This is a genomic window from Candidatus Methylomirabilota bacterium, assembly GCA_028870115.1.
GTDB lineage: Bacteria > Methylomirabilota > Methylomirabilia > Methylomirabilales > Methylomirabilaceae > Methylomirabilis.
In genome coordinates, this window is the sequence record JAGWQH010000042.1 from 1 (window position 1) to 20,211 (window position 20,211).

The following is a 20,211-nucleotide window of genomic DNA, read 5'->3' on the forward strand; positions in this document are numbered from 1 at the left end:
CCCCCGCGATCAGGACCGACAGCGTATTGCCGGCGGCAATCAGGCCGATCTTGGTGGCATTGCGGAAGGCGGCGGAGGCGCCGACCAGATCGGTGAAGGTATACTTGGCCCCCACGACGATCGCCTTCGGCTTGCGGGAGGAGGGTGGCTCCAGCCGCGGCTGGGCGGGCAAAAGCAGCGCTGCACCCCCGTGGCCGTGGAGGGGCACGCCCCAGGCTGTCAGGAGGCGGCCGTTGCGACTGTCGTAGACCTTGACCTCCTGCGGGGCGGGCGGCGCGTCGGTCAGTAGCGTCCGGCCGACCGCCTGCAGTTCCGGGTAGGCCGCCAAGGAGGGAGCGGCCGGGTCGAGCCGCAGCAGCAGGGCGGCGGCCCGATTGCACAGCACGAGCTGGCCCTGGGCGTCCAGCACCAGCAGGCCGTCACTGAGGTAGTCGGCGACGGCGACGAGCGGGCCGAGGAGGCGCGCGGCGTCAGGGCGCAGCGGCGGCGCGAGGAGGGAGCCCGCGAGCAGCTCAATAACCAGATCGCTTTGGACGTGCGTGCGACAGAGCAGAACGTGGCCTTGGGCCTGTTCGCTGGGGGACAGGACGTGGGTCGGCGGCTCGACCAGGTGGACCTGGCCGGAGCGGATGCGGGCCTTACACCCGCCGCACTCGCCGTCGGCGCACCGGTAATCGACCAGGCGGAGGCCCTGCCGCAGGGCGTACTGCAAGATCGGCTCGGTCGCCTCACACTCAATGGTGATGCCCAGCGGTTCAAACCGGACCTTGCGCGTGCGCGTCATCGTCGGTCCATCCTCGTCCTCCCTGGTGGGGTGGGCGGCGCCCGCTCCTCGTGGCCGGGCACTGCTCTCGTCTCACACCTAGCAACTCTTGTTCCAGGTGGAGGGGCTCACCCGTCCTCGGTCTCCGTTGATCTCCGCCCCGGACGGACGCTATTACGGACTGCCGCTGCACCGACACCCGCCCCTGGGGCAAACACCGATTCATCCGGCCACTGCACAGGGATCTTGAATCCGATGTACCGCTCGATCGCGTCGAGCGACAACACATATTCCTCGTCAGCCAGGCTGATCGCCTTACCGGCCGCCCCGGCTCGCGCTGTCCGTCCGATCCGGTGGACGTAATCCTCCGGATCCTGTGGGAGGTCGTAGTTGATCACGTGACTGACCGCCTCGACATGCAGCCCGCGCGATGCGACATCGGTCGCTACCAGGATCGGCAACGTGCCCGCTTTAAACTTGGCGATAATCCGGAGGCGCTTGCGTTGGTCGATACTACCGCTGATCAGATCGGCCCGGAGGCCGCACCGGACCAGCTTGTCGGTGAGCCGCTCGGCGCCCTGCCTGGTATTCGAAAAGATGAGAATCCGTTGCCATGGCTCGCGCTGGAGCAACCAACGCAGCAGCCGGAATTTTTCCTGCTTCTCGACGTGAAAGAGCAGGTGTTCAACCTTGTCCACCGTGACCTGCTCGGGGGAAATGGCAACCTTGATCGGGTTATTCATAAACTCATACGAAAGCTCCATCTCTCGGAACGAGAGCGTCGCCGAAAAGAGGAATGACTGGCGCTTATGGTAAGGGGGGAGCCGCCTCAGCAGGAAGCGAAGGTCTTTGATGAATCCCATGTCGAACATCCGGTCGGCCTCGTCCACAACCAGGACCTCGACCTGAGAGAGCTCGTAGACCCCTTGCTTGAAGTAATCGATGAGCCGCCCGGGTGTCCCGATGAGTATGTCGACGTTCTGTTGCAGCGCATCCCGCTGTTTCTGGTAGTCTACTCCTCCATACACAGCGAGCCGCGTCAGGCCGGTGAACCCGCCCAGCAGCTCCGCATCCCACAGGATCTGCACAGCCAACTCACGTGTAGGGGCCAGGATCAGGGCACGGGGGGCGCCCGGAAGCGTGGGACGCCTTGAACTGAGCAGTTTGACAAAGAGGGGGATCAGAAAGGCGGCCGTCTTACCACTGCCGGTCTGGGCTTGCCCGGCGACATCCTTCCCTCCCAAGGCGAGCGGCAACGTCTCAGCCTGGATAGGCGTGCACTGAGTAAAGCCAGCTGCCTCTATCCCCTTGCGGACCGGCCCAGATAGTGACAGGGCGTCAAACGTCATACGCCGCTCCCGCACGAAACGGTCCGGGAAGGTTTCCCCGCTGGGCGCGCGATAGTCAGTCGTTTGTGCCTTGCGAGCGTGTGCATTATTGTAACCATTATGCCTCTCGCAATGGGGATTGACAAGGTAAATCGGTTGTGGTAAAAAAACGTGTTTTGTTCTTGAGCGGCCAGATGTGGTCTTGAAGATCGTACGGAAAGGTGATTACCGAAGCCTGCCCGTTGATCCCCCCTCGATGGCCCACCATCCGGGAAGCGTTGCTTGGAACAGGAGTCCATTCTAACACTTTAACTTTCTACGGAGGTGACAGTGAAGCTGAGAAACGTTGTGACAGGAATGTTTATCTTAACCGTAGTTTTCCTTGCCGGCTGCGGCGGCGGAGGAGGAGAGGGGAAAGGGAATCCCATAGGCGTAGCAGAGCAGTTCATGGATCTCTATTATAAGAAAGGGAACGCTCAGGAGGCGAAGGCGTTGGCGAACCCTGAGATGGCCCAGAAGATCGAGGCGGCCGGGGCTGCTGCTGCAGGGGCTGCGGGAGAGCAGGAGGTCTCGTACAACCTGAAGGAACAGAGCAGAGAGGGAAAACATTCGTACGCCCTGTATCAGATGACTATCAAGAGAAAAGAGGGTGAGCCCATTTATAAAACGGTCTCCCTCTTCGTCGATCTGGTCGATGGAGCCTGGAAGATTACCCTGTTTGATGAGAAGACCATGAGTGGACCACATCAGGAAACATCGAAGGGCTAGTTCAAAAAAGTAGCGTTCAGCAGTTAGCACTCAGCGCCAAAAGCAGGTGGTTAGACTGACAGCCTCTTCCGCTCGGTGCGAAAAGCTGATCACTGAAAGCTGGTAGCATCCAAGTAAACAAAAAACCCCCAGGGGATTCCCCCTGGGGGTTTTTTGGGCTGATAACTAATCGCTGACCCCTGTTTTATTAGTACATGTCGCCCATCCCGCCGTGGCCACCTGGCGGCATCGGCGGCGTCTTCTCCTTTTCCGGAACCTCGGTCACCAGCGCCTCGGTAGTGATCATCAGCGACGCGATGCTCGACGCATTCTGCAGTGCGATCCGAGCGACCTTGGTTGGGTCGATGATCCCGGCCACCATCAAATCTTCGTACGTCTCCGTCTCGGCGTTAAAGCCGTACGAACCGTTATTCTCTCGGACCTTCTGGACAACAATCGAGCCCTCAACCCCTGCATTTTCTGCGATCTGGCGGATCGGCTCCTCCAGTGCCCGTCGAACGATGTCGCCGCCGACCTTTTCGTCGCCTTCGAGCTTCAACTTTTCGATGACTCTCGACGCCCGAAGGAGGGCGACGCCGCCGCCCGGAATGATTCCCTCTTCGACGGCCGCGCGAGTCGCGTTCAGCGCATCCTCAACGCGGGCCTTCTTCTCTTTCATGGCGATCTCGGTGGCCGCTCCAACCTTGACGACCGCCACGCCGCCGGCGAGCTTGGCCAGCCGCTCCTGCAGTTTCTCCTTATCGTAGTCCGAGGTCGACTCCTCGACCTGGGCCCGGATCTGCTTGATGCGGCCCTCGATCTCCTTCTGAGCGCCGGCCCCTTCGATGATAGTGGTATTCTCCTTGTCAATGACTACCTTCTTCGCCTTGCCCAGGTCGTCCAGTCGGATATTCTCCAGCTTGATCCCCAGCTCCTCAGAGATCACCTCGCCGCCGGTGAGCACCGCGATATCCTTCAGCATCTCCTTACGCCGATCGCCAAAACCGGGAGCCTTGACCGCCGCGCAGCTCAGGGTCCCGCGCAGCTTGTTGACCACCAGGGTGGCCAGCGCTTCGCCCTCAACCTCCTCAGCAATCACCAGCAGCGGCTTACCCATCTTGGCAATCTGCTCAAGCACAGGCAGAAGATCCTTCAGATTGCTGATCTTCTTTTCGTGGATCAGGATCAGGGGGTTCTCCAGAACTCCCTCCATCCGCTCAGGATCGGTCACAAAGTAGGGTGACGTGTAACCTCGGTCAAACTGCATCCCTTCAACCACCTCGAGGGTCGTTTCCATGCTCTTGGCTTCCTCAACGGTGATGACCCCGTCTTTGCCGACCTTCTCCATGGCATCGGCGATAAGCTCGCCGATTGTTTTGTCGTTATTCGCGGAAATGGTGGCAACCTGGGAGATCTCTTTCTTCCCCTTGGTCGGCTTGGAGATTTTCTTGAGCTCTTCCACGATGCCCTCAACGGCCTTCTCGATCCCCCGCTTCAACGCCATCGGGTTCGCGCCGGCCGTCACGTTCCTGATCCCCTCCCGGAAGATCGACTGAGCCAATACGGTGGCGGTGGTGGTGCCGTCTCCGGCCACATCGGAGGTCTTGCTTGCGACCTCCTTCACCATCTGGGCGCCCATATTCTCAAAGTTATCTTCAAGCTCGATCTCCTTGGCCACCGTGACCCCGTCCTTCGTGATATTCGGAGCACCGAACTTCTTGTCGAGTACCACATTGCGCCCCTTGGGACCCAGGGTTACCTTCACAGCGGTGGCAAGGAGGTCGACACCCTTTTGAATCTTTCGCCTTGCCTCCTCATCAAACAGCAATTGCTTCGCTGGCATATCAGCTTTCCTCCTTCATCTGTATCAGTGTTTGACCACGAAATGGCGATCGCTTCGTCGACGCCCCGCAGACCTGCTATTGCAGGATGCAGAGAACGTCTTCCTCCCGCATGATCAGCAGTTCCTCGTCGTTAAGCTTCACCTCCGAGCCGGAATATTTACCGAAGAGGATCTTGTCGCCGGCCTTCACATCCATCGGCTGTCTTTTCCCATCATCGCCGATCTTGCCGGGGCCAACGGCAATGACCTCGCCTTCTTGAGGCTTCTCTTTCGCTGTATCGGGAATAATGATCCCGCCCTTCTTGACTTCTTTCTCTTCCAGGCGCTTCACCAGGATTCGGTCGTGCAGTGGCTTCACCCTCACGATCGCTCACTCCTTTCTCCGCCGAGCAGATGCGCTCCAGCAAGACTCCCTGCCTGTGCGATAGACGCAGGCAGGCGATACGGTTTATCCTCAAGCACCACACAACAAGCATCTCAGCAGCTAACTGTTCTGTTAGCACTCTATTGTGGAGAGTGCTAATTACTATAGGCAGTGTGGCTCTCATTCGCAAGGACGATTATCCGAATATTTCGACGAAACTTCCGAAATAAGTCCAGTTATAGCTAAATAGACGTTTATTTTGCCGTTTATCACTCATACAATCATATACCTGTTGTGTTGATCCTGCTTTTAACGCCAACTTTCGGCGCTCAACGGGCAAGGTCCAACGTCATACCTCAAACCTTGAACTTCACTCGTCACCGCCACTCCCTTTGGCTGATAATGGTCTTGACAGCATTCAACCCGGGTACCTATACTCCTTGAACGTAGGTGGAAAGACTGAAGGCCGAAGACTGAAGGGGCAAGGGGCTGAACCTGAACGCCTTCAGTCTTCAATCTAAACCGGTAGCCGCTGAGCGCTGACTGCTGAACGCTTTTTTTAAGGAATACACATGAAAGCCGTTATCATGGCGGGCGGATTCGGAACTCGGCTGCGGCCGCTTACGACCAGCATCCCCAAGCCGATGATCCCGATGGCTGTCAAGCCGCTGATGGAGCACACGGTAGCGCTGCTCAAAGATCACGGCTTTGATGACCTCGTCACCCTCCTCTATTTCCAACCGGATACAATCGAGCGTTATTTCGGCGACGGCAGCGAATTTGGCGTCAAAATGGTCTACGCCATTGCCACCGAGGACTACGGCACGGCCGGGGCGGTCAAGAACGCTGAGGCCTTTCTCGACGAGACGTTTCTAGTCATCAGCGGCGATATCCTCACCGACTTCGACCTCTCGGAGGCTGTCAAGGCTCACAAGGATCGCCGGGCCCTGGCGACTATCGTGCTGACCAGGGTCGAGAATCCGCTCCAGTATGGTGTGGTCATCACTGCTTCCAACGGCCGGATCACGCACTTTCTCGAGAAGCCGACTTGGGGCGAGGTCTTAAGCGACACCGTGAACACCGGAATCTATATCCTCGAGCCTGAGGCACTTGAACTGATCCCGGCCGGGAGAGAGTTCGACTTCAGTCGCGATCTGTTCCCGAGGCTGATGCAGGAGGGCCGCGCCCTGTACGGGCATGTTGCAACCGGGTACTGGAAGGATGTGGGCGATCTAATTGAGTACCGCCTTGCGCATCGAGACATCCTGGCCGGCATGGTGAAGGTCACACTCCCCGGAAAGCAGGTGGAGGGCCTTGATAAGCCGATCTGGCTTGGCGAGGGGAGTCGCATCGATTTCACTGCGTCGTTAAGAGGTGGCGTCCTGGTCGGTAGGCACACGCAGGTCGGGCCAAACACCCATATCACGCGGAGCGTCATCGGCGATAATTGCGTCATCGAGGAGGGCGCCGTCATCGTCGGTTCGGTCCTCTGGAACAATGTCTTTATTGGCGCCCGGGCCGTTTTGAAGGAGAACGTGGTCGGCCGGGGAAGCGAGATCAAGGCAAATGCCCACATCTTTGAGGGCGCGTTGATCAGCGAACAGTGCAAGGTCGGCGAGGGGTCAGTGGTGAAGGCCGACGTCAAGGTGTGGCCCCACAAAGTGGTAGAAGACGGAGCCGTCCTGGCCACCAGTCTGATCTGGGGCCAAAAATGGTCTCGGTCTCTGTTCGGGGCCTACGGCGTGACCGGACTGGCCAATCTCGAGATCTCGCCCGAGTTCGGGGCCAAACTTGGAGCATGTTTTGGGGCGACCCTCCGAATGGGGTCGATCATCCGAACCAGTCGCGATAGTCACCAGGCCTCCCATATGGTCAAGCGGGCCATTATCAGCGGCCTTCTCTCTGCTGGCGTGAATGTGCGTGATTTTCGCGTCGCCCCCATCCCTGTGGTCCGGTACAGTATGAGCGCAGGCAGCGCGGTGGGCGGCGTCCATGTCCGAAAGTCCCCCTTCGATCCGGAGCTGATCGACATTATATTCTTTGATGAACGCGGCATGGATATCTCATCCAGTCGGGAGAAAAGCATCGAACGGCTCTTCTTCCGGGAAGATTTCCGCCGCGCCAAAGTCGATGAGATCGGCCGCATCTCGCCTCCCTCGTACGGCATGGACTATTACCAGGATGGAATACTGAGCTTTATCGATCGGGATACGCTCAGCCGTCGCGGCTTCAGGATCGTCGTCGACTACGCCTACGGCTCATCGTCGATCATCTTCCCGCAAATCCTTGGGATGCTAGGGTGTGAAGTGATTGCGTTGAACGGCTGCATGGACGAGAGCAAAATCACCAAAAGCGCGGAGGGGTTCCATCGTTCGCTGCAACAACTCTCGGAGATCGTCAAAAGTCTCCGGGCCGACATGGGGATCATGCTCGACGCCGGGGGAGAAAAGATTTTCATTGTGGATGACGCCGGCAATCTGCTGAGCGACGACCTGGCTCTGGCAGTCATAGCCCTGCTGGTGATGCGGACCCATTCTCCAGCGGTGATCGGCATCCCGATCACCGCCAGTTCGGTCATAGAAGAGCTGGCTCGAGACTTAGGCTTCGGGGTCCTCAGGACAAAAACGGCTCCGCGAGCATTGATGGAAGCGGCAACACAGGAAGGTGTGATCTTTGTGGGCGACGGTCTCGGCGGTTTCATCTTCTCCGGGTTCCAACCGGCCTTTGACGGGATGCTGGCCATCCTTAAGCTCTTGGAGATGCTCGCGTCTCAGGACCTCCGATTACATCAGTTCATCCCGTCTATTCCTCAGCGTTTCAAATGTCGCGAGCAAGTGCCGTGTTCCTGGGAGCGGAAGGGCGGGACGATGCGGGCCCTGATCGCCGCCACGGCGGATGATCGCATCGAGCTGGTGGACGGGGTGAAGGTCCACCTTGACAGCGACTGGGTGATCCTCTATCCGGATCACGACCGACCGTATTTCCATATCATCGCCGAAGCCGATACGCCGGCACGGGCAGAAACCCACGTATCCCGATATCGGGACATCCTTGAGCACTGCATGAAGGCAAACGCTGGGGAGGCGGCCTCGTGAAGCCCATCCGGTTCGGTACCTCCGGCTGGCGCGATATCATCGCCGATACCTTCACCTTTGCCAATGTTCGCCTTGTGGCGCGAGCCATTGCAGAACACCTGCTCGCTGAGGGGATTGATCAACCGTATGTGGTTGTAGGGTACGATACACGCTTTCTCTCGGAGGCCTTCGCGGCCGAGACGGCGGCAGTTTTGGCAGCTCACGGTGTCCGGGTCTGGCTCACTGATCGGGACGTACCCACGCCCGTTGTCGCATATGAAGTGATTCGCCGCGGCGCAGCCGGCGGCCTGAACATTACGGCCAGCCACAACCCGTCCGAATATAACGGGCTCAAATTCTCCGGCCCTTCCGGCGGCCCGGTCCTTCCCGCGGTCACCGACCGAATCGAGAAGAGGGTTCAGGGGCTGCTGGCGCAACCCGAGACCCCGTGTCCTCCGCTCGGAGAGCTGGAGGCCAAAGGCCTTGTGGTACGGATTGACCCGCGGCCGACATACCTGAACCGACTGCGAGAGTTGGTAGATCTGCACACGATCGCTGCAGCACGCCTGAAGGTGGCGGTCGACCTGCTCTATGGAACTGCCGGGGGCTACCTGGACGAGATCCTGCGCGAGGCCGGGTGTGACGTACAGATCCTGCACGGATCCAGAAATCCCGCGTTCGGCGGTATGGCGCCGGATCCCTCAGAAGCGAACCTGCGGGAGCTTGCGGCGTTCGTAAGGTCCGGCGGATTCCAGCTTGGATTGGCCACCGATGGTGATGCCGATCGATACGGGATCATTGACCGGGACGGCCGCTTCATCGAGCCAAACTATATCCTGGCTCTTCTCCTGCGACATCTGATCACAACTCGCGGATGGCGCACGGGGGTCGCTCGATCGGTAGCCACCAGCCATCTTGTTGATGCGGTAGCTCGGCCGCAAGCGGTCCCGGTGTATGAAACCAAGGTCGGGTTCAAATACCTTGGTGAACTCATCACTCAAGGCAAGGTCGCGCTCTGCGGCGAGGAAAGCGCCGGTCTGTCGATCCTTGGGCACGTGCCTGAAAAGGATGGAATTCTTGCCGCCCTCTTAGTCACAGAAATGGTCGCCATGGCCGGTGGTACCGGTGTCCAAGGCCTGCTCGATGCGCTCTATGCCGAGGTGGGGGGCGCGATTTACGCTCGCCGCCTGAACCTCCATCTTACGCCGGAACAGCAAGGACGCCTGGCCGATCGTCTGAAAGAGTTACCAACGCGGGTGGCCGGACTGGCCGTGGTGGAGGTGAACAGACTGGATGGCACGAAACTGCTGCTTGAGGACGGCAGTTGGTTCCTCGTGCGGTCTTCAGGAACAGAACCGGTCGTGCGTCTCTACCTGGACGCGCATTCCGAGGCGCAGATCGAGGAGTTGACCGCAGCGGCCCGGGCGCTCCTCGACGTCTGATGGCCGTAGATGGAGTGAGGATGCGGACGGGACGGGTTGTCGCCGGCAGACAGGAAGAGTTCGCAGCGGCGAGGAGCGCCCGCAAACGGCGACTCACCTTCGTCGCCGTACTGGCGATTGTGATTGCGGTAGCCTCTGTGGGCGGGAAGAAGAGTCTCGTCAAGGTCCTTCAAATGAGCAAGACCAGAACCGAGCTTCAGCAGGAGATCACACGGCTCAGGCAGGTCAACGAAGAACTAGATCGGGAGATCCGGGCCTTCGTCAATAATCCGGGTCAGGTCGAGGCGATTGCTCGCGAGGATCTCGGACTGGTGAAACCAGGGGAAATCGTGTACCAGTTCGGTCCGCCGAGACCGACCACTGCTCCGCCCGCCTCCTCCCGTTAAGGTGCCGCTCCATCCTTGATCCGATCCCTCTGCGTACCTTCATCATGATAAGGTCTTATTATGTGCGGGCTGGACTTTTGTGCTTGACAATGCTCAGCAGTTTCGTGTACCTTCACTATTAACGTGCGGCGTGTGGTTGGAGTAACAGGCAAGTGGCCTTCAGGGGTATATCCCCACGGTAGCGGCCAGTCAACAGTTGTAGTAAAAAGGAGATGATGCCAGATGGCAGGAATGTCGCAGGTCGTACTTGACATACTTATGACACCAATGGGAGCGATCGCCGGGCTCGTCGCAGTTGTCGTGCTTGTTCTTTTCGCTCGGTGGGTCTTTACCGACCAGCCGCAGAAGTAACGCAGCCGCACTCGAACCTCCCATCACGTCTTACACGTACGAGAGGATCGAAGGCCTACAGTAGTGGGCCTTTGGTCTTCCCTGTCCAGCGTAGCGCCTCAGCGTTAAATAACCAGCCTATCCGATGAGCCAAAAGCTCTTGCCAAAGACTCACGATCCAACTATACTACGTTATCAAACACATATGGACAGCGGACTTGCCGTTAACGAGAGGCGTGGAGTACGGCCGAGCGGAGAGGCGACAGTGAAACGCGTGAGCATTCTGGGCTCAACAGGGACAATCGGGGTCAAGGCGTTAGCCATGATCGATCTGCACCGCGACTCTTTTGAGATAGCGGCCCTTGCGGCTAGGGATAATATCGATCTTGTGGAGCAACAGATCAGGCAATTTTCCCCACGCATTGTCGCCGTCGGAACATCGAATGCCGCAAGAACCCTAAAGGAACGAGTAAAAGACATCCCTGTCGAGATCGTATGGGGAGACGAGGGCGTACTGAATGTTGCCACGGCGTCTGAGGCCGACATCGTTCTCACCGCGATCGTCGGCGCGGCTGGCCTGCTCCCGAGCCTTGCCGCTATCAAAGCGGGAAAGGATATTGCCCTCGCCACGAAGGAGGTTATGGTGATGGCGGGGGAGCTGGTGATCGCCGAGGCCCGAGCGCGAGGCGTTCGGCTCCTTCCCGTAGATAGTGAACATTCGGCCATCTTCCAATGTCTGGGTGGACAACATAGCTGCGCGTATTTGAAGCGAGTGCTCTTGACTTCCTCAGGAGGACCGTTCCGCCAGCGATCCAAGGAAAGCTTCGCCAGCATTACTCCGGATGAGGCGCTACGGCACCCAACATGGGTTATGGGGAAGAAGATTACTATTGATTCGGCCACCCTTATGAATAAGGGATTGGAAGTCATCGAGGCCAGCTGGTTCTTCTCCCTCACGCCGCAACAGATCGACGTCATCATTCACCCGCAGAGCATTATCCATTCAATGGTAGAGTTCGTGGATGGGGCGATCCTGGCTCAGATGGGGGTGACCGATATGGGACTGCCGATCCTGTACGCCCTCTCATTCCCTGACCGGCTACAGACTCCACTGCCGCCCCTTGACCTGAACAGTCTGTCGGCGTTGACCTTTGAACCGGTTGACCGCGAGAAGTTCCCGTGTCTTGGATTCGCCTATCAGGCGCTCCAGGCCGGTGGAACCTATCCGGCTGTTCTCAACGCCGCCAACGAAGTGGCGGTGGACCTGTTTCTCTCCGGTCGGATTAACTTCCCTGACATTTCCGCCCTCATCGCTAGAGCGATGGACAGCCACCGGGGTCGCAAGATCGATTCCCTTGAAGATGCCATAGATGCTGATCGCGAGGCCCGGGAACTCGTGTTGGCGGCACTGCCAACCTAAGGTGAGGAGAAGAGTTTGCACGCTGGTATGATGGCCTCGATACCTACGGTTGCCCTCAGCCTCTTGGGTGCGATCGATCCTCGACCGTTTCTCTCACGCCTTGACTATCTTCTGTGGGCTGTTCTTGTTCTGGGTGCGCTCATCTTCGTTCACGAGCTCGGCCACTTCCTGGTGGCCAAGCGGGCGGGGGTCAGGGTCCTGAAGTTTTCTCTCGGTTTCGGCCCGAAGATCATCGGGTTCACGCGCGGCGGGACCGAATATCTCCTGTCTGCTATCCCGCTTGGCGGCTATGTCAAGATGCTCGGCGAGGATCCAAAGGAAGAGGTCGTCGACCAGGAAGGGTCGTTCTCCGAAAAACCGGTCGGATGGCGCTCGCTGATCATCCTGGCCGGTCCGGGATCAAATTTTCTTCTTGCCGTCGCTATCTTTTGGGTTGTCTTCACACTCGGCGTCCCGACCCTCGCTACCAAGGTGGGAGAGGTCATGCAGGACTTTCCGGCGCACGAGGCCGGCGTGCTGGTCGGCGATCGAATCAAGGCGATCGACGGGCACCCCATTGAGAAGTGGGAGGAGCTGGCAACCCAGATCCATAAAAGCCCCGGGCGGCCTGTTCGCCTGACAGTCGAACGAGAGGGGAACCGGTTTGATCTGGTGGTGGCTCCAAAGGCCACTCGCCAGAAGAACCTCTTCGGGGAGGAACAGGAGGTCGGCCTGCTCGGGATCGCGCCGGCCGAAGAGTTCCTCACCGAACGGATCAATCCGGTCGCCGCATTGGCAAAAGCGCTCTACAAGACGTACGATCTCAGCCGCCTGATCCTGCTCACCTTTGTCAAGCTGATCCAGGGGGTCGTCCCGGCGAAGACCATCGGCGGACCGCTCCTGGTGGCGCAGATGGCCGGCCAGCAGGCGCGCCAAGGTATCTTGAATCTTATGTTCTTTACCGCGTTGCTATCCATCAACTTGGGGATCCTGAATCTGCTTCCGATCCCTATTCTGGATGGGGGACACCTGTTCTTTTCTCTGATTGAAGCGGTTCGCGGTAAACCAGTCAGCCTGCAGAAGCGAGAGATGGCCCAGCAGGTCGGACTGGCCCTGTTGGTGGCCCTGATGATTTTTGCCTTCTACAACGATATCTTCCGCCTGCTCGGAAGACAGTAATATGATTGAACGACGTAAGACGCGGCAGATTCAGGTGGGAACCGTCAAGATCGGCGGCCACGCGCCGGTATCGGTCCAGTCGATGACGAAGACCGATACGCGGGATGTCCGGGCCACGGTGGATCAGATCTGGGCATTAGAGGTCGCCGGATGTGATATCGTGCGGGTCGGCGTCCCGGAGAGAGAAGCCGCAGAAAAACTGTGGGAGATCCGTAAGCAGATCCGAATCCCCTTAATCGCCGACATCCACTTCGACTACAGGCTTGCCCTGATCGCTCTCGAACAGGGCGTAGACGGCCTCCGTCTCAACCCAGGTAATATCGGGGACCGTTCTCGCGTGGAGGAGGTCGTCAAGGCGGCGGCCGAGCGAAAGGCGCCGATCCGCATCGGCGTGAACGCCGGATCTCTGGAAAAGGATCTGCTGGCCAGAGACGGTGGGCCGACTCCAAAGGGGATGGTGGAGAGCGCCCTGCGCCACATTCGGATTCTCGAAGATTTGAACTATCCCGAGATGAAGGTCTCGTTGAAGGCCTCTGATCCCCTGATGATGATTGAGGCGTACCGCCTGCTGGCGGAAGAGATCGAATACCCCCTCCACCTGGGTGTCACAGAGGCCGGGACACCAGGAGTGGGAACGATCAGGTCGGCCGTCGGTATCGGGACGCTGCTGGCCGAAGGGATCGGTGACACGATCCGGGTGTCGCTCTCGGCTGATCCCGTTGAGGAGATCAAAGCTGGCGTTGAGATCTTGAAGTCACTCGGACTTCGGAGGGGTGGACTCACGTTGGTCGCCTGTCCATCTTGCGCGAGAGCCGATATCGATCTGGTTCCCCTTGCCAAGGAGGTAGAGCGGCGGCTGGCGGGGATCACGAAGGAGATCCACGTCGCCGTGATGGGGTGCGAGGTCAACGGACCGGGAGAGGCCAGAGGGGCCGATATCGGGGTCGCCGGCGGCAAGGGGATCGGCTGGATTTTCAAAAAGGGAGCGGCGGCGCGGAAAGTCAAGGAGTCCGAGATCGTTGACGCCTTGGTCGAGGAGGTCAACAAGATGGTGTCAGAAGGCGACGGTCATGCCTAGCGGTCAGATAGAAAGCTTTTGCTGAATGCTGGCTGCTAATAGCTGACCTCTATTTCCGAGGGAGGATGGACGATCCATTCCTCCTTTTATTTTTGTCGGTCGGATTTACATGAGACGACAGGTATTGCGATGCGTTGGACAAGGTCGCTGATCCCGACACTGAAAGAAGAACCTGCAGAAGCCGAGGCGGTCAGTCATAAGCTGATGGTCCGCGCCGGCTTGGTCCGGCAACTCGCAGCCGGGATCTATATCACCCTGCCGCTGGGCCAGCGAGTGATGGACAGAATCAGCGCCATCATCCGCGAGGAGATGAACCAAATCGGCAGTCAGGAGATCACTATGCCGGTCCTGCACCCGGCGGAGCTGTGGCAGCAGACCGGGCGATGGGCAACGATCGGCGAGGAGATGTTTCGGTTGCACGATCGCGGCAAGCGGCAGATGTGTCTCGGAATGACGCACGAAGAGGTCATCGCCTGGCTGGCGGCGCGTGAGATCCGCTCCTACCGAGACCTCCCGCAGATCTGGTATCAGATCCAGACCAAGCTTCGGGACGAAGCGAGGCCCAAGAGCGGCGTCCTGCGGACGCGGGAGTTCGTGATGAAGGACTCCTACTCATTGGATCGGGACGAGGCGGGGCTGGAGAAAAACTACGAACTCCATAAGGAGGCGTATTGCCGTATCTTCGCGCGTTGCGGCTTGGCCTTTCACGTCGTTGAAAGCGATCCGGGCATGATGGGCGGCGCGGTCGCACACGAGTTTATGGCGCCGAGTGAAGCCGGAGAGGACGAGATCGCCCTGTGCGACCGCTGCAGTTACTCGGCTAATGTCGAGCTGGCTGTCTCCAGGTTGCGAAGCCCGGTATTCCCGGAGTGGGACCTGGAGGAGATCGCCACACCAGGCGCCGGAACCATTGAAGAGGTGTGCCGCTTCCTCCGGATCGACCCGGCGCTGACCATCAAGTCGTTGCTGCTCGTGACAAAAGATGGCTCGGTCCTGGCCCTACTAAGGGGCGATCAGCAGCTCCATGAGAAGAAGCTCGCAAGGGTGGTCGGAGAGGCTCGCCCGGCCCATCGCGATGAAATGCTGATGCACCTCGGGGCCGGACCCGGCAGCATCGGTCCCGTCGGCGCAAAACTACCCATCATTGCCGATGAGTCGTTGCGCAAAGGTCGATATGTCGCCGGGGCCAACAAGGATGGATTTCATCTTCGTGGTGTTGGGCCGGGCATCCACTTCCAGCCGCGTTGGGCCGATATCCACCAAGTGTCAAACGGGGATCAGTGTCCACATTGCGAGGGCAGCCTGCGCATCGAACGGGTGATTGAGGTGGGAAACATCTTCAGGCTCGGGACGAAATACTCCGTCTCGATGAAGGCGGTCTACCTGAATGAAGCGGGGGAGGAATGCCCTATCGTGATGGGAAGCTACGGAATTGGACTGGCGCGTATTGCGGCGGCGGCAGTTGAACAGTGCCACGACGACCTGGGAATCGTCTGGCCTCCGGCTCTCGCGCCCTTTCAACTCCATCTGCTGCCGGTCAACATGCGCGATCAAAAGATGGCGGAGCTGGCGGAGGCGCTCTATATCCAACTCCAGCGGGCGGGAATCGAGGCCCTGTATGATGACCGGGATGAGCGAGCCGGAGTGAAGTTCAAGGACGCTGATCTGCTTGGTCTGCCCCTTCGGATGACCGTTGGGACCCGGGCCATCAAAGAGGGAACGGTTGACTTGAAGGTACGAAAGACCGGCGAAGAGTCGCAGATCCCGATCTCGGAAGCGGTCTCCAGGGCGCAAGCCCTCCTTACCCGCTCCGCGGAGCCACAATACCAAAAGTAGACCCCCCGTGAGAACAATATCTCCACTGGGGGGTCCTTGACTTCACGTTTATTCGACTATGAACTACAGCTTGACGACGTTAGCGGCCTGCTTTCCCTTCGGCCCTTCCACGACATCAAACTCCACTTCCTGGCCCTCCGCCAGCGTCCTGAAGCCATTACCCTGGATGGCAGAGTAATGGACGAACAGGTCGCCACCCTCAGATCGCTCGATAAAGCCGTATCCCTTGGCCTCGTTGAACCATTTTACCTTCCCGGTGCCTCGCACGCCCTCACCTCCTCTCTGTAGACCCTCAACGCTCCTTCGCCGTCGAGTCGCTTCCTTAATCACTTAAGGCCCCGGGCCTTTGCATACAAAAAACCGCGGCTCTGCCCTTCTCTAGAGCTCACGGTCCCTCAGCAGTCCCGACAAGCCACGCCTACCATCGGAAGCGGCGAAAACTTATCGTATCCTCTGGACACTGTCAAGCGATTTTTGCGGGCATGATACCAATATAGGGGGGACTGAATCAACCTGGAACCAACTGGAGGGAACGGATCTTACATCAGTTGGAGGGGAACCAGCGGAGCCCTTGCTGACAGTCAGGCTGGTTTCTTCCGCCTGCCGTTCATATAGTATCGTACGCCGCCTGCCAAGGCGCAAAGCGCCAACAATGTAACGGCCAGCTGGAACCCCAGATTTGACACAATCCAGGGAAGGCGGCTGTGCGCCCTTACCGGCAGACCCACAGTAAAGGGGAAGCTGTAGGTAGGATTCACGGCATGTATCTCGGCTTCTGTAGGGTCAGTGCCGGGCCCGTGGGTATGACTGACCCGCTGCCATTCCCCAACTTCGGAACCGCGATGCGGCTTGTGGGCAATACCGGGCCCCACCTTTTCCAACGTCATGAGAGCGATGTAGTGACCGGCCTTGGGGATCTCGGTATCGATCCGTATCGACCCATCACCATACACAGCAGGCGGAAGCGAGAAGACAGCGTGCGAGTGTTCGCCGCTGCCCTTGTCCTCGTGGGCCCCAACGGCCTCAACAATCCGGACCGAGATGGGGAGCTGTCGCATCTCTTCATTGTACAGGTCAAACGCTATCGACAACTTGCCGGTCTTCGGAACGCCCTCGCAGTAGGACTGAAATTCCTCCTTCACCTTCTTCGAACCTACTTCGTGCAACAAGGGAACCATGCCTGCGCCCACAAGCTCCTGATAGGCCGTGAAGTGAACAGTATAGTGACCCTTCTGGGCAGTGCAGGCATCTGCGGCGTCCCAGTCGCCCATCACATCACCACCGCCATGGGCAAACGCCTGAGATACCCCCAAGACAGGCAAGGACATTGCACAAAGTAACAACACTACGCGTTTCACCTCACCCATACTCCTCTCTTACTAATCTAGAGCGCCCTTCTTCTGCCGTCAAGCTTAATATCCCCACCAGATCAGCCGCAGGCTGATCCGCTCGGCTATCACGGCGATTCATCCGGCTTGCCGGGTAAGCCGGGCTCGGTAAGCTTCACCGGGGTTAGGATCTGGGCAATCTGAGCCTCGGTGAGCAGCTTTCCCTCGCGAACCACGTCAATGATGCGCTTCTGCTCGCGTCCGGCGCGCTTCACCACCTCAGCGGCCCGGGCATAGCCGATATAAGTGTTCAGCGCCGTAGCCAGCGCCATACTGCTTTCGGCATAGCGGCGGCATCGGTTAGCATCAGCGACGATGCCGACAACACACCGGTCGACAAAGGCTCGCGTGGCGTTCTTCAGGATATCGATCGACTGATGCAGGTTGTAGGCCATGACCGGCATCATGACGTTCAGTTCAAGCTGCCCGGCCTGGGCCGCCATCGAAACGGTCAGGTCGTTACCGATCACCTGGAAGCAGACCATATTCACCATCTCGACTACAGATGGGTTGACCTTGCCCGGCATGATCGAGGAGCCCGGCTGCGCCGCAGGCAGCGCGATCTCGGCGAACCCTGTGGTGGGACCTGAGGTCAGGAGGCGCAGATCGTTGCAGATCCTGGTCAGCTCGAGCGCCAATAGCCGCAGGGCCGATGAGGCCTCCGCGACGGGCAGGTTCGACTGCATCGCTTCGCGCATGTCAGGCGCGGCGCTCCACTCGATTCTCGTCCAGGCGCGCAGGTACTCTACCAGTCTGGTGCGATACTGCTGGTGGGTGTTTAGACCGGTACCGACGGCGCTTCCACCGATCCCCAGCTCTTCAAGTGATCGTGCTGCGACGGCGATCCGCTCCTGACATTTTCCGATAGTTACCGCATAGGCCGCAAACTCCTGTCCCAGCCGGATAGGAACCGCGTCCTGCAGATGCGTTCGACCCGACTTCAGGATGTCGTCGAACTCCTTCGCCTTTCCGATCAGGGCGGTTTTCAGATCCTTCAGGACCGGCAGCAGCTCTTCCAGTAGCAAGCGAGCAGCCATCCGCATGGCGGTCGGAAAGACGTCGTTAGTTGACTGAGCCATGTTGACATGGTCATTGGGGTGAACTATCGTATAGTCGCCCTTCTTCCCGCCCAGAAGCTCGATGGCCCGGTTAGCCAGGACCTCGTTGACGTTCATATTAAAAGATGTCCCGGCGCCCATCTGGTAGACGTCTACCACAAACTGATCGCGGAGCTTGCCGGCCAGGACCTCGTCGGCCGCCGCTGCGATCGCCCTGCCTATCTCCGGCTTCAAGAGCTCCAAGTCGGTGTTGACCAGCGCGGCCGCCTTCTTGACCGTCACCATCGCCTCTACCATTTTCGGATGCAGCCGGAGCCCGCTGATGGGAAAGTTTTCCAGCGCCCTGACTGTCTGGAGGCCATAGTAGGCATCGACCGGAACCCCCTTCGGTCCCAACGAATCCTGCTCGATCCGCGTCGCCATCCTTTTCTCCCAAGCAGTTACGAGGTTTCGCACGGTGGCGTCTTCACCGCCAACGCCTTGAGTCGAGTCGGCGTAAGCTCGCTCCTGAGCGTCCAGGCTGGATCGGTATACTGATCCCTCTTCTTCATCAACAGCCATTCCTTCCCGGTCTCGCCCCTGGCGAACCGGGCGAGCGCGAACGTCCCCTTCAATTTCCGCCCGTTCAACACGAAAACGAGCTTTCCGCCTGCGAGCTGAACCTCCGGCGAAGTGGGCTCTATCGTCTCGTACGTCCCCTCATCCCACACTACTACGGGTCCAGCGCCATAACTGCCCTCCGGGATAATCCCCTCAAAGTTGATATAGTCCACTGTATGGTCGACGACCATCACGGCCAGCCGCTTGTCGGCAGGATTCATGGATGGACCCTTAGGGACCGCCCACGATTTGAGGATCCCGCCCATCTCGAGCCGAAAGTCGTAGTGCAGCCGCGTCGCCTTATGCTCATGGACGACAAACCGTAGCGTCACCCTTGCCGTGGATTTCGACATCTTCTTACACCTTCCCTGAAAGTGATCCCGTTTCACCCGGCATTATGTCATACGCACAAGGAGTGGAGCAAACATCTCGTAACACTCATTTTCAACGGAGCATGGTATTGGCTCCAGGAGACAGCGGCATATGTATAATATATATAGATAGTATGTAAGTCATTCCGACCATCGTGTTTGTGGACGTGTGGTAAGAGCCGAACATTCGAGGATTCGGTCAGGATGATGGGGTGTACGTGCTTGGCATGGGTGTTGCTCTAATCCTTATCTGAAGCCACAAATGAGGCGGCGAGGAGAGAGCCTCAGCCGGAGCGCTACGTGGCGCGATTGTTGGTGGGAGCCCAGCCCCATCGGCGCGGGCGTCGGTGGTACAGTTGGTGTGGCAGCCGGAGTCCTCTAGGAAGACATCAACAAGACTCTGGGCGGTGGGAAGAAGTCGACATCTAAGTAGGGACCGATCACCTTCTGAAAAAAGAAAGGGGGATGCTCACATGCGAAAATTTCTTATCGCTGTCTTGCTGGCCCTGACCATTGGGGGGATGCTTGTGCCTGCCAGCGCTCTCGCCAAGCGCGTATCGGTCTTTGGGAGCCTGGCGATTGCCAAGTGCACCGACGGAGCATGCACCAGCACAACAGGGTTGACCACTGAGTTCAACGGGATTGCGGTCATCGCCAACCCCGGATTGGAGAAGACTATCACGTTTCAGATCCCACCCTTTACGTTTCCGATCTTCGCGAACAAGGAGAGAAGTGACCCGGGCGACAGCGATCTGGACACAATCCTGTGCCTGGTGAACGTCAGCGGAAGCTCCCAGACGATCAGGTTGACGCTCCGAGATATGGATGGGAATCCCGTCGCGCTCACAACCGACACCTTCACAGTAGATGTTAACCACACCCTCAGCCTCCTTCTCTCGGATCTGCTTCCATAGCTGGACAAAAGGAGACAAGAAGCCACCTCTTTTTCTCATTAAAAGAGCTCCTGGCCGCAGTGAGTGACTTTCTCTTGAAGCCCGGATATGGTTGCCTGTGTTGCACCCGCG

17 protein-coding genes are annotated in these 20,211 nt (G+C 58.7%); 9 read left to right on the plus strand and 8 right to left on the minus strand.

All coding sequences use genetic code 11. From position 1 onward, the window contains the following. Positions 1–784: 2Fe-2S iron-sulfur cluster binding domain-containing protein (locus tag KGL31_04540; protein MDE2321170.1), on the minus strand; the 784-nt coding region annotated here is incomplete at its 3' end. 107 nt (positions 785–891) lie between these two features. After that, positions 892–2,112: a DEAD/DEAH box helicase gene (locus tag KGL31_04545; GenBank protein MDE2321171.1), complete on the minus strand. Its 1,221-nt coding sequence runs from the start codon at positions 2,110–2,112 to the stop codon at positions 892–894. A gap of 309 nt (positions 2,113–2,421) precedes the next feature. Here KGL31_04545 and KGL31_04550 point away from each other — a divergent pair, with 309 nt between their 5' ends. Next, complete coding sequence (locus KGL31_04550) at positions 2,422–2,859, plus strand: hypothetical protein (GenBank protein MDE2321172.1); 438 nt, start codon at positions 2,422–2,424, stop codon at positions 2,857–2,859. A gap of 187 nt (positions 2,860–3,046) precedes the next feature. Here the strand turns inward: KGL31_04550 and groL are convergent, their stop codons facing one another. Beyond that, complete coding sequence (gene groL, locus KGL31_04555; GenBank protein ID MDE2321173.1) at positions 3,047–4,681, minus strand: chaperonin GroEL; 1,635 nt, start codon at positions 4,679–4,681, stop codon at positions 3,047–3,049. Between the two features lie 76 nt (positions 4,682–4,757). Further along, positions 4,758–5,045, minus strand: coding sequence for a co-chaperone GroES (gene groES, locus KGL31_04560; protein ID MDE2321174.1), 288 nt, complete (start codon positions 5,043–5,045; stop codon positions 4,758–4,760). Between the two features lie 572 nt (positions 5,046–5,617). On the opposite strand from groES, the gene KGL31_04565 reads away from it, so the two are divergent. The 7 genes from KGL31_04565 (at position 5,618) to KGL31_04595 (ending at position 15,769) form a co-directional block, all read left to right on the plus strand. After that, a complete protein-coding gene (locus KGL31_04565) occupies positions 5,618–8,140 on the plus strand; it encodes a mannose-1-phosphate guanyltransferase (protein ID MDE2321175.1) in 2,523 nt (840 codons plus the stop codon). Further along, positions 8,137–9,561, plus strand: a complete 1,425-nt coding sequence (locus KGL31_04570; GenBank protein ID MDE2321176.1) for a phosphoglucomutase/phosphomannomutase family protein — start codon at positions 8,137–8,139, stop codon at positions 9,559–9,561. The genes KGL31_04565 and KGL31_04570 overlap by 4 nt, the downstream gene beginning before the upstream one ends. 20 nt (positions 9,562–9,581) lie before the next feature. Then, on the plus strand, positions 9,582–9,947 hold the full coding sequence (locus KGL31_04575; GenBank protein MDE2321177.1) for a septum formation initiator family protein: 366 nt from the start codon (positions 9,582–9,584) through the stop codon (positions 9,945–9,947). 595 nt (positions 9,948–10,542) lie between these two features. Beyond that, the gene (locus tag KGL31_04580) at positions 10,543–11,697 is read left to right on the plus strand and encodes a 1-deoxy-D-xylulose-5-phosphate reductoisomerase (protein MDE2321178.1); all 1,155 of its coding nucleotides are present in this window, start codon (positions 10,543–10,545) and stop codon (positions 11,695–11,697) included. Positions 11,698–11,724: 27 nt separating this feature from the next. After that, positions 11,725–12,855: an RIP metalloprotease RseP gene (gene rseP, locus KGL31_04585; protein ID MDE2321179.1), complete on the plus strand. Its 1,131-nt coding sequence runs from the start codon at positions 11,725–11,727 to the stop codon at positions 12,853–12,855. Between the two features lies 1 nt (position 12,856). Then, complete coding sequence (gene ispG / locus KGL31_04590; protein MDE2321180.1) at positions 12,857–13,933, plus strand: flavodoxin-dependent (E)-4-hydroxy-3-methylbut-2-enyl-diphosphate synthase; 1,077 nt, start codon at positions 12,857–12,859, stop codon at positions 13,931–13,933. A gap of 129 nt (positions 13,934–14,062) precedes the next feature. Continuing rightward, positions 14,063–15,769, plus strand: a complete 1,707-nt coding sequence (locus KGL31_04595) for a proline--tRNA ligase (protein MDE2321181.1) — start codon at positions 14,063–14,065, stop codon at positions 15,767–15,769. Between the two features lie 63 nt (positions 15,770–15,832). On the opposite strand, the gene KGL31_04600 is transcribed toward KGL31_04595, so the two are convergent. The 4 genes from KGL31_04600 to KGL31_04615 form a co-directional block, all read right to left on the minus strand. Beyond that, positions 15,833–16,036, minus strand: a complete 204-nt coding sequence (locus KGL31_04600; GenBank protein ID MDE2321182.1) for a cold shock domain-containing protein — start codon at positions 16,034–16,036, stop codon at positions 15,833–15,835. Positions 16,037–16,350: 314 nt separating this feature from the next. Continuing rightward, complete coding sequence (locus tag KGL31_04605) at positions 16,351–17,136, minus strand: hypothetical protein (protein ID MDE2321183.1); 786 nt, start codon at positions 17,134–17,136, stop codon at positions 16,351–16,353. A gap of 89 nt (positions 17,137–17,225) precedes the next feature. Then, a complete protein-coding gene (locus KGL31_04610; GenBank protein ID MDE2321184.1) occupies positions 17,226–18,638 on the minus strand; it encodes an aspartate ammonia-lyase in 1,413 nt (470 codons plus the stop codon). 17 nt (positions 18,639–18,655) lie between these two features. After that, positions 18,656–19,168, minus strand: a complete 513-nt coding sequence (locus tag KGL31_04615) for a 3'-phosphoesterase (GenBank protein MDE2321185.1) — start codon at positions 19,166–19,168, stop codon at positions 18,656–18,658. Positions 19,169–19,659: 491 nt separating this feature from the next. Between KGL31_04615 and KGL31_04620 the strand changes: the two genes are divergently transcribed. Continuing rightward, a complete protein-coding gene (locus tag KGL31_04620) occupies positions 19,660–20,100 on the plus strand; it encodes a hypothetical protein (protein ID MDE2321186.1) in 441 nt (146 codons plus the stop codon). Positions 20,101–20,211: the final 111 nt, after the last annotated feature.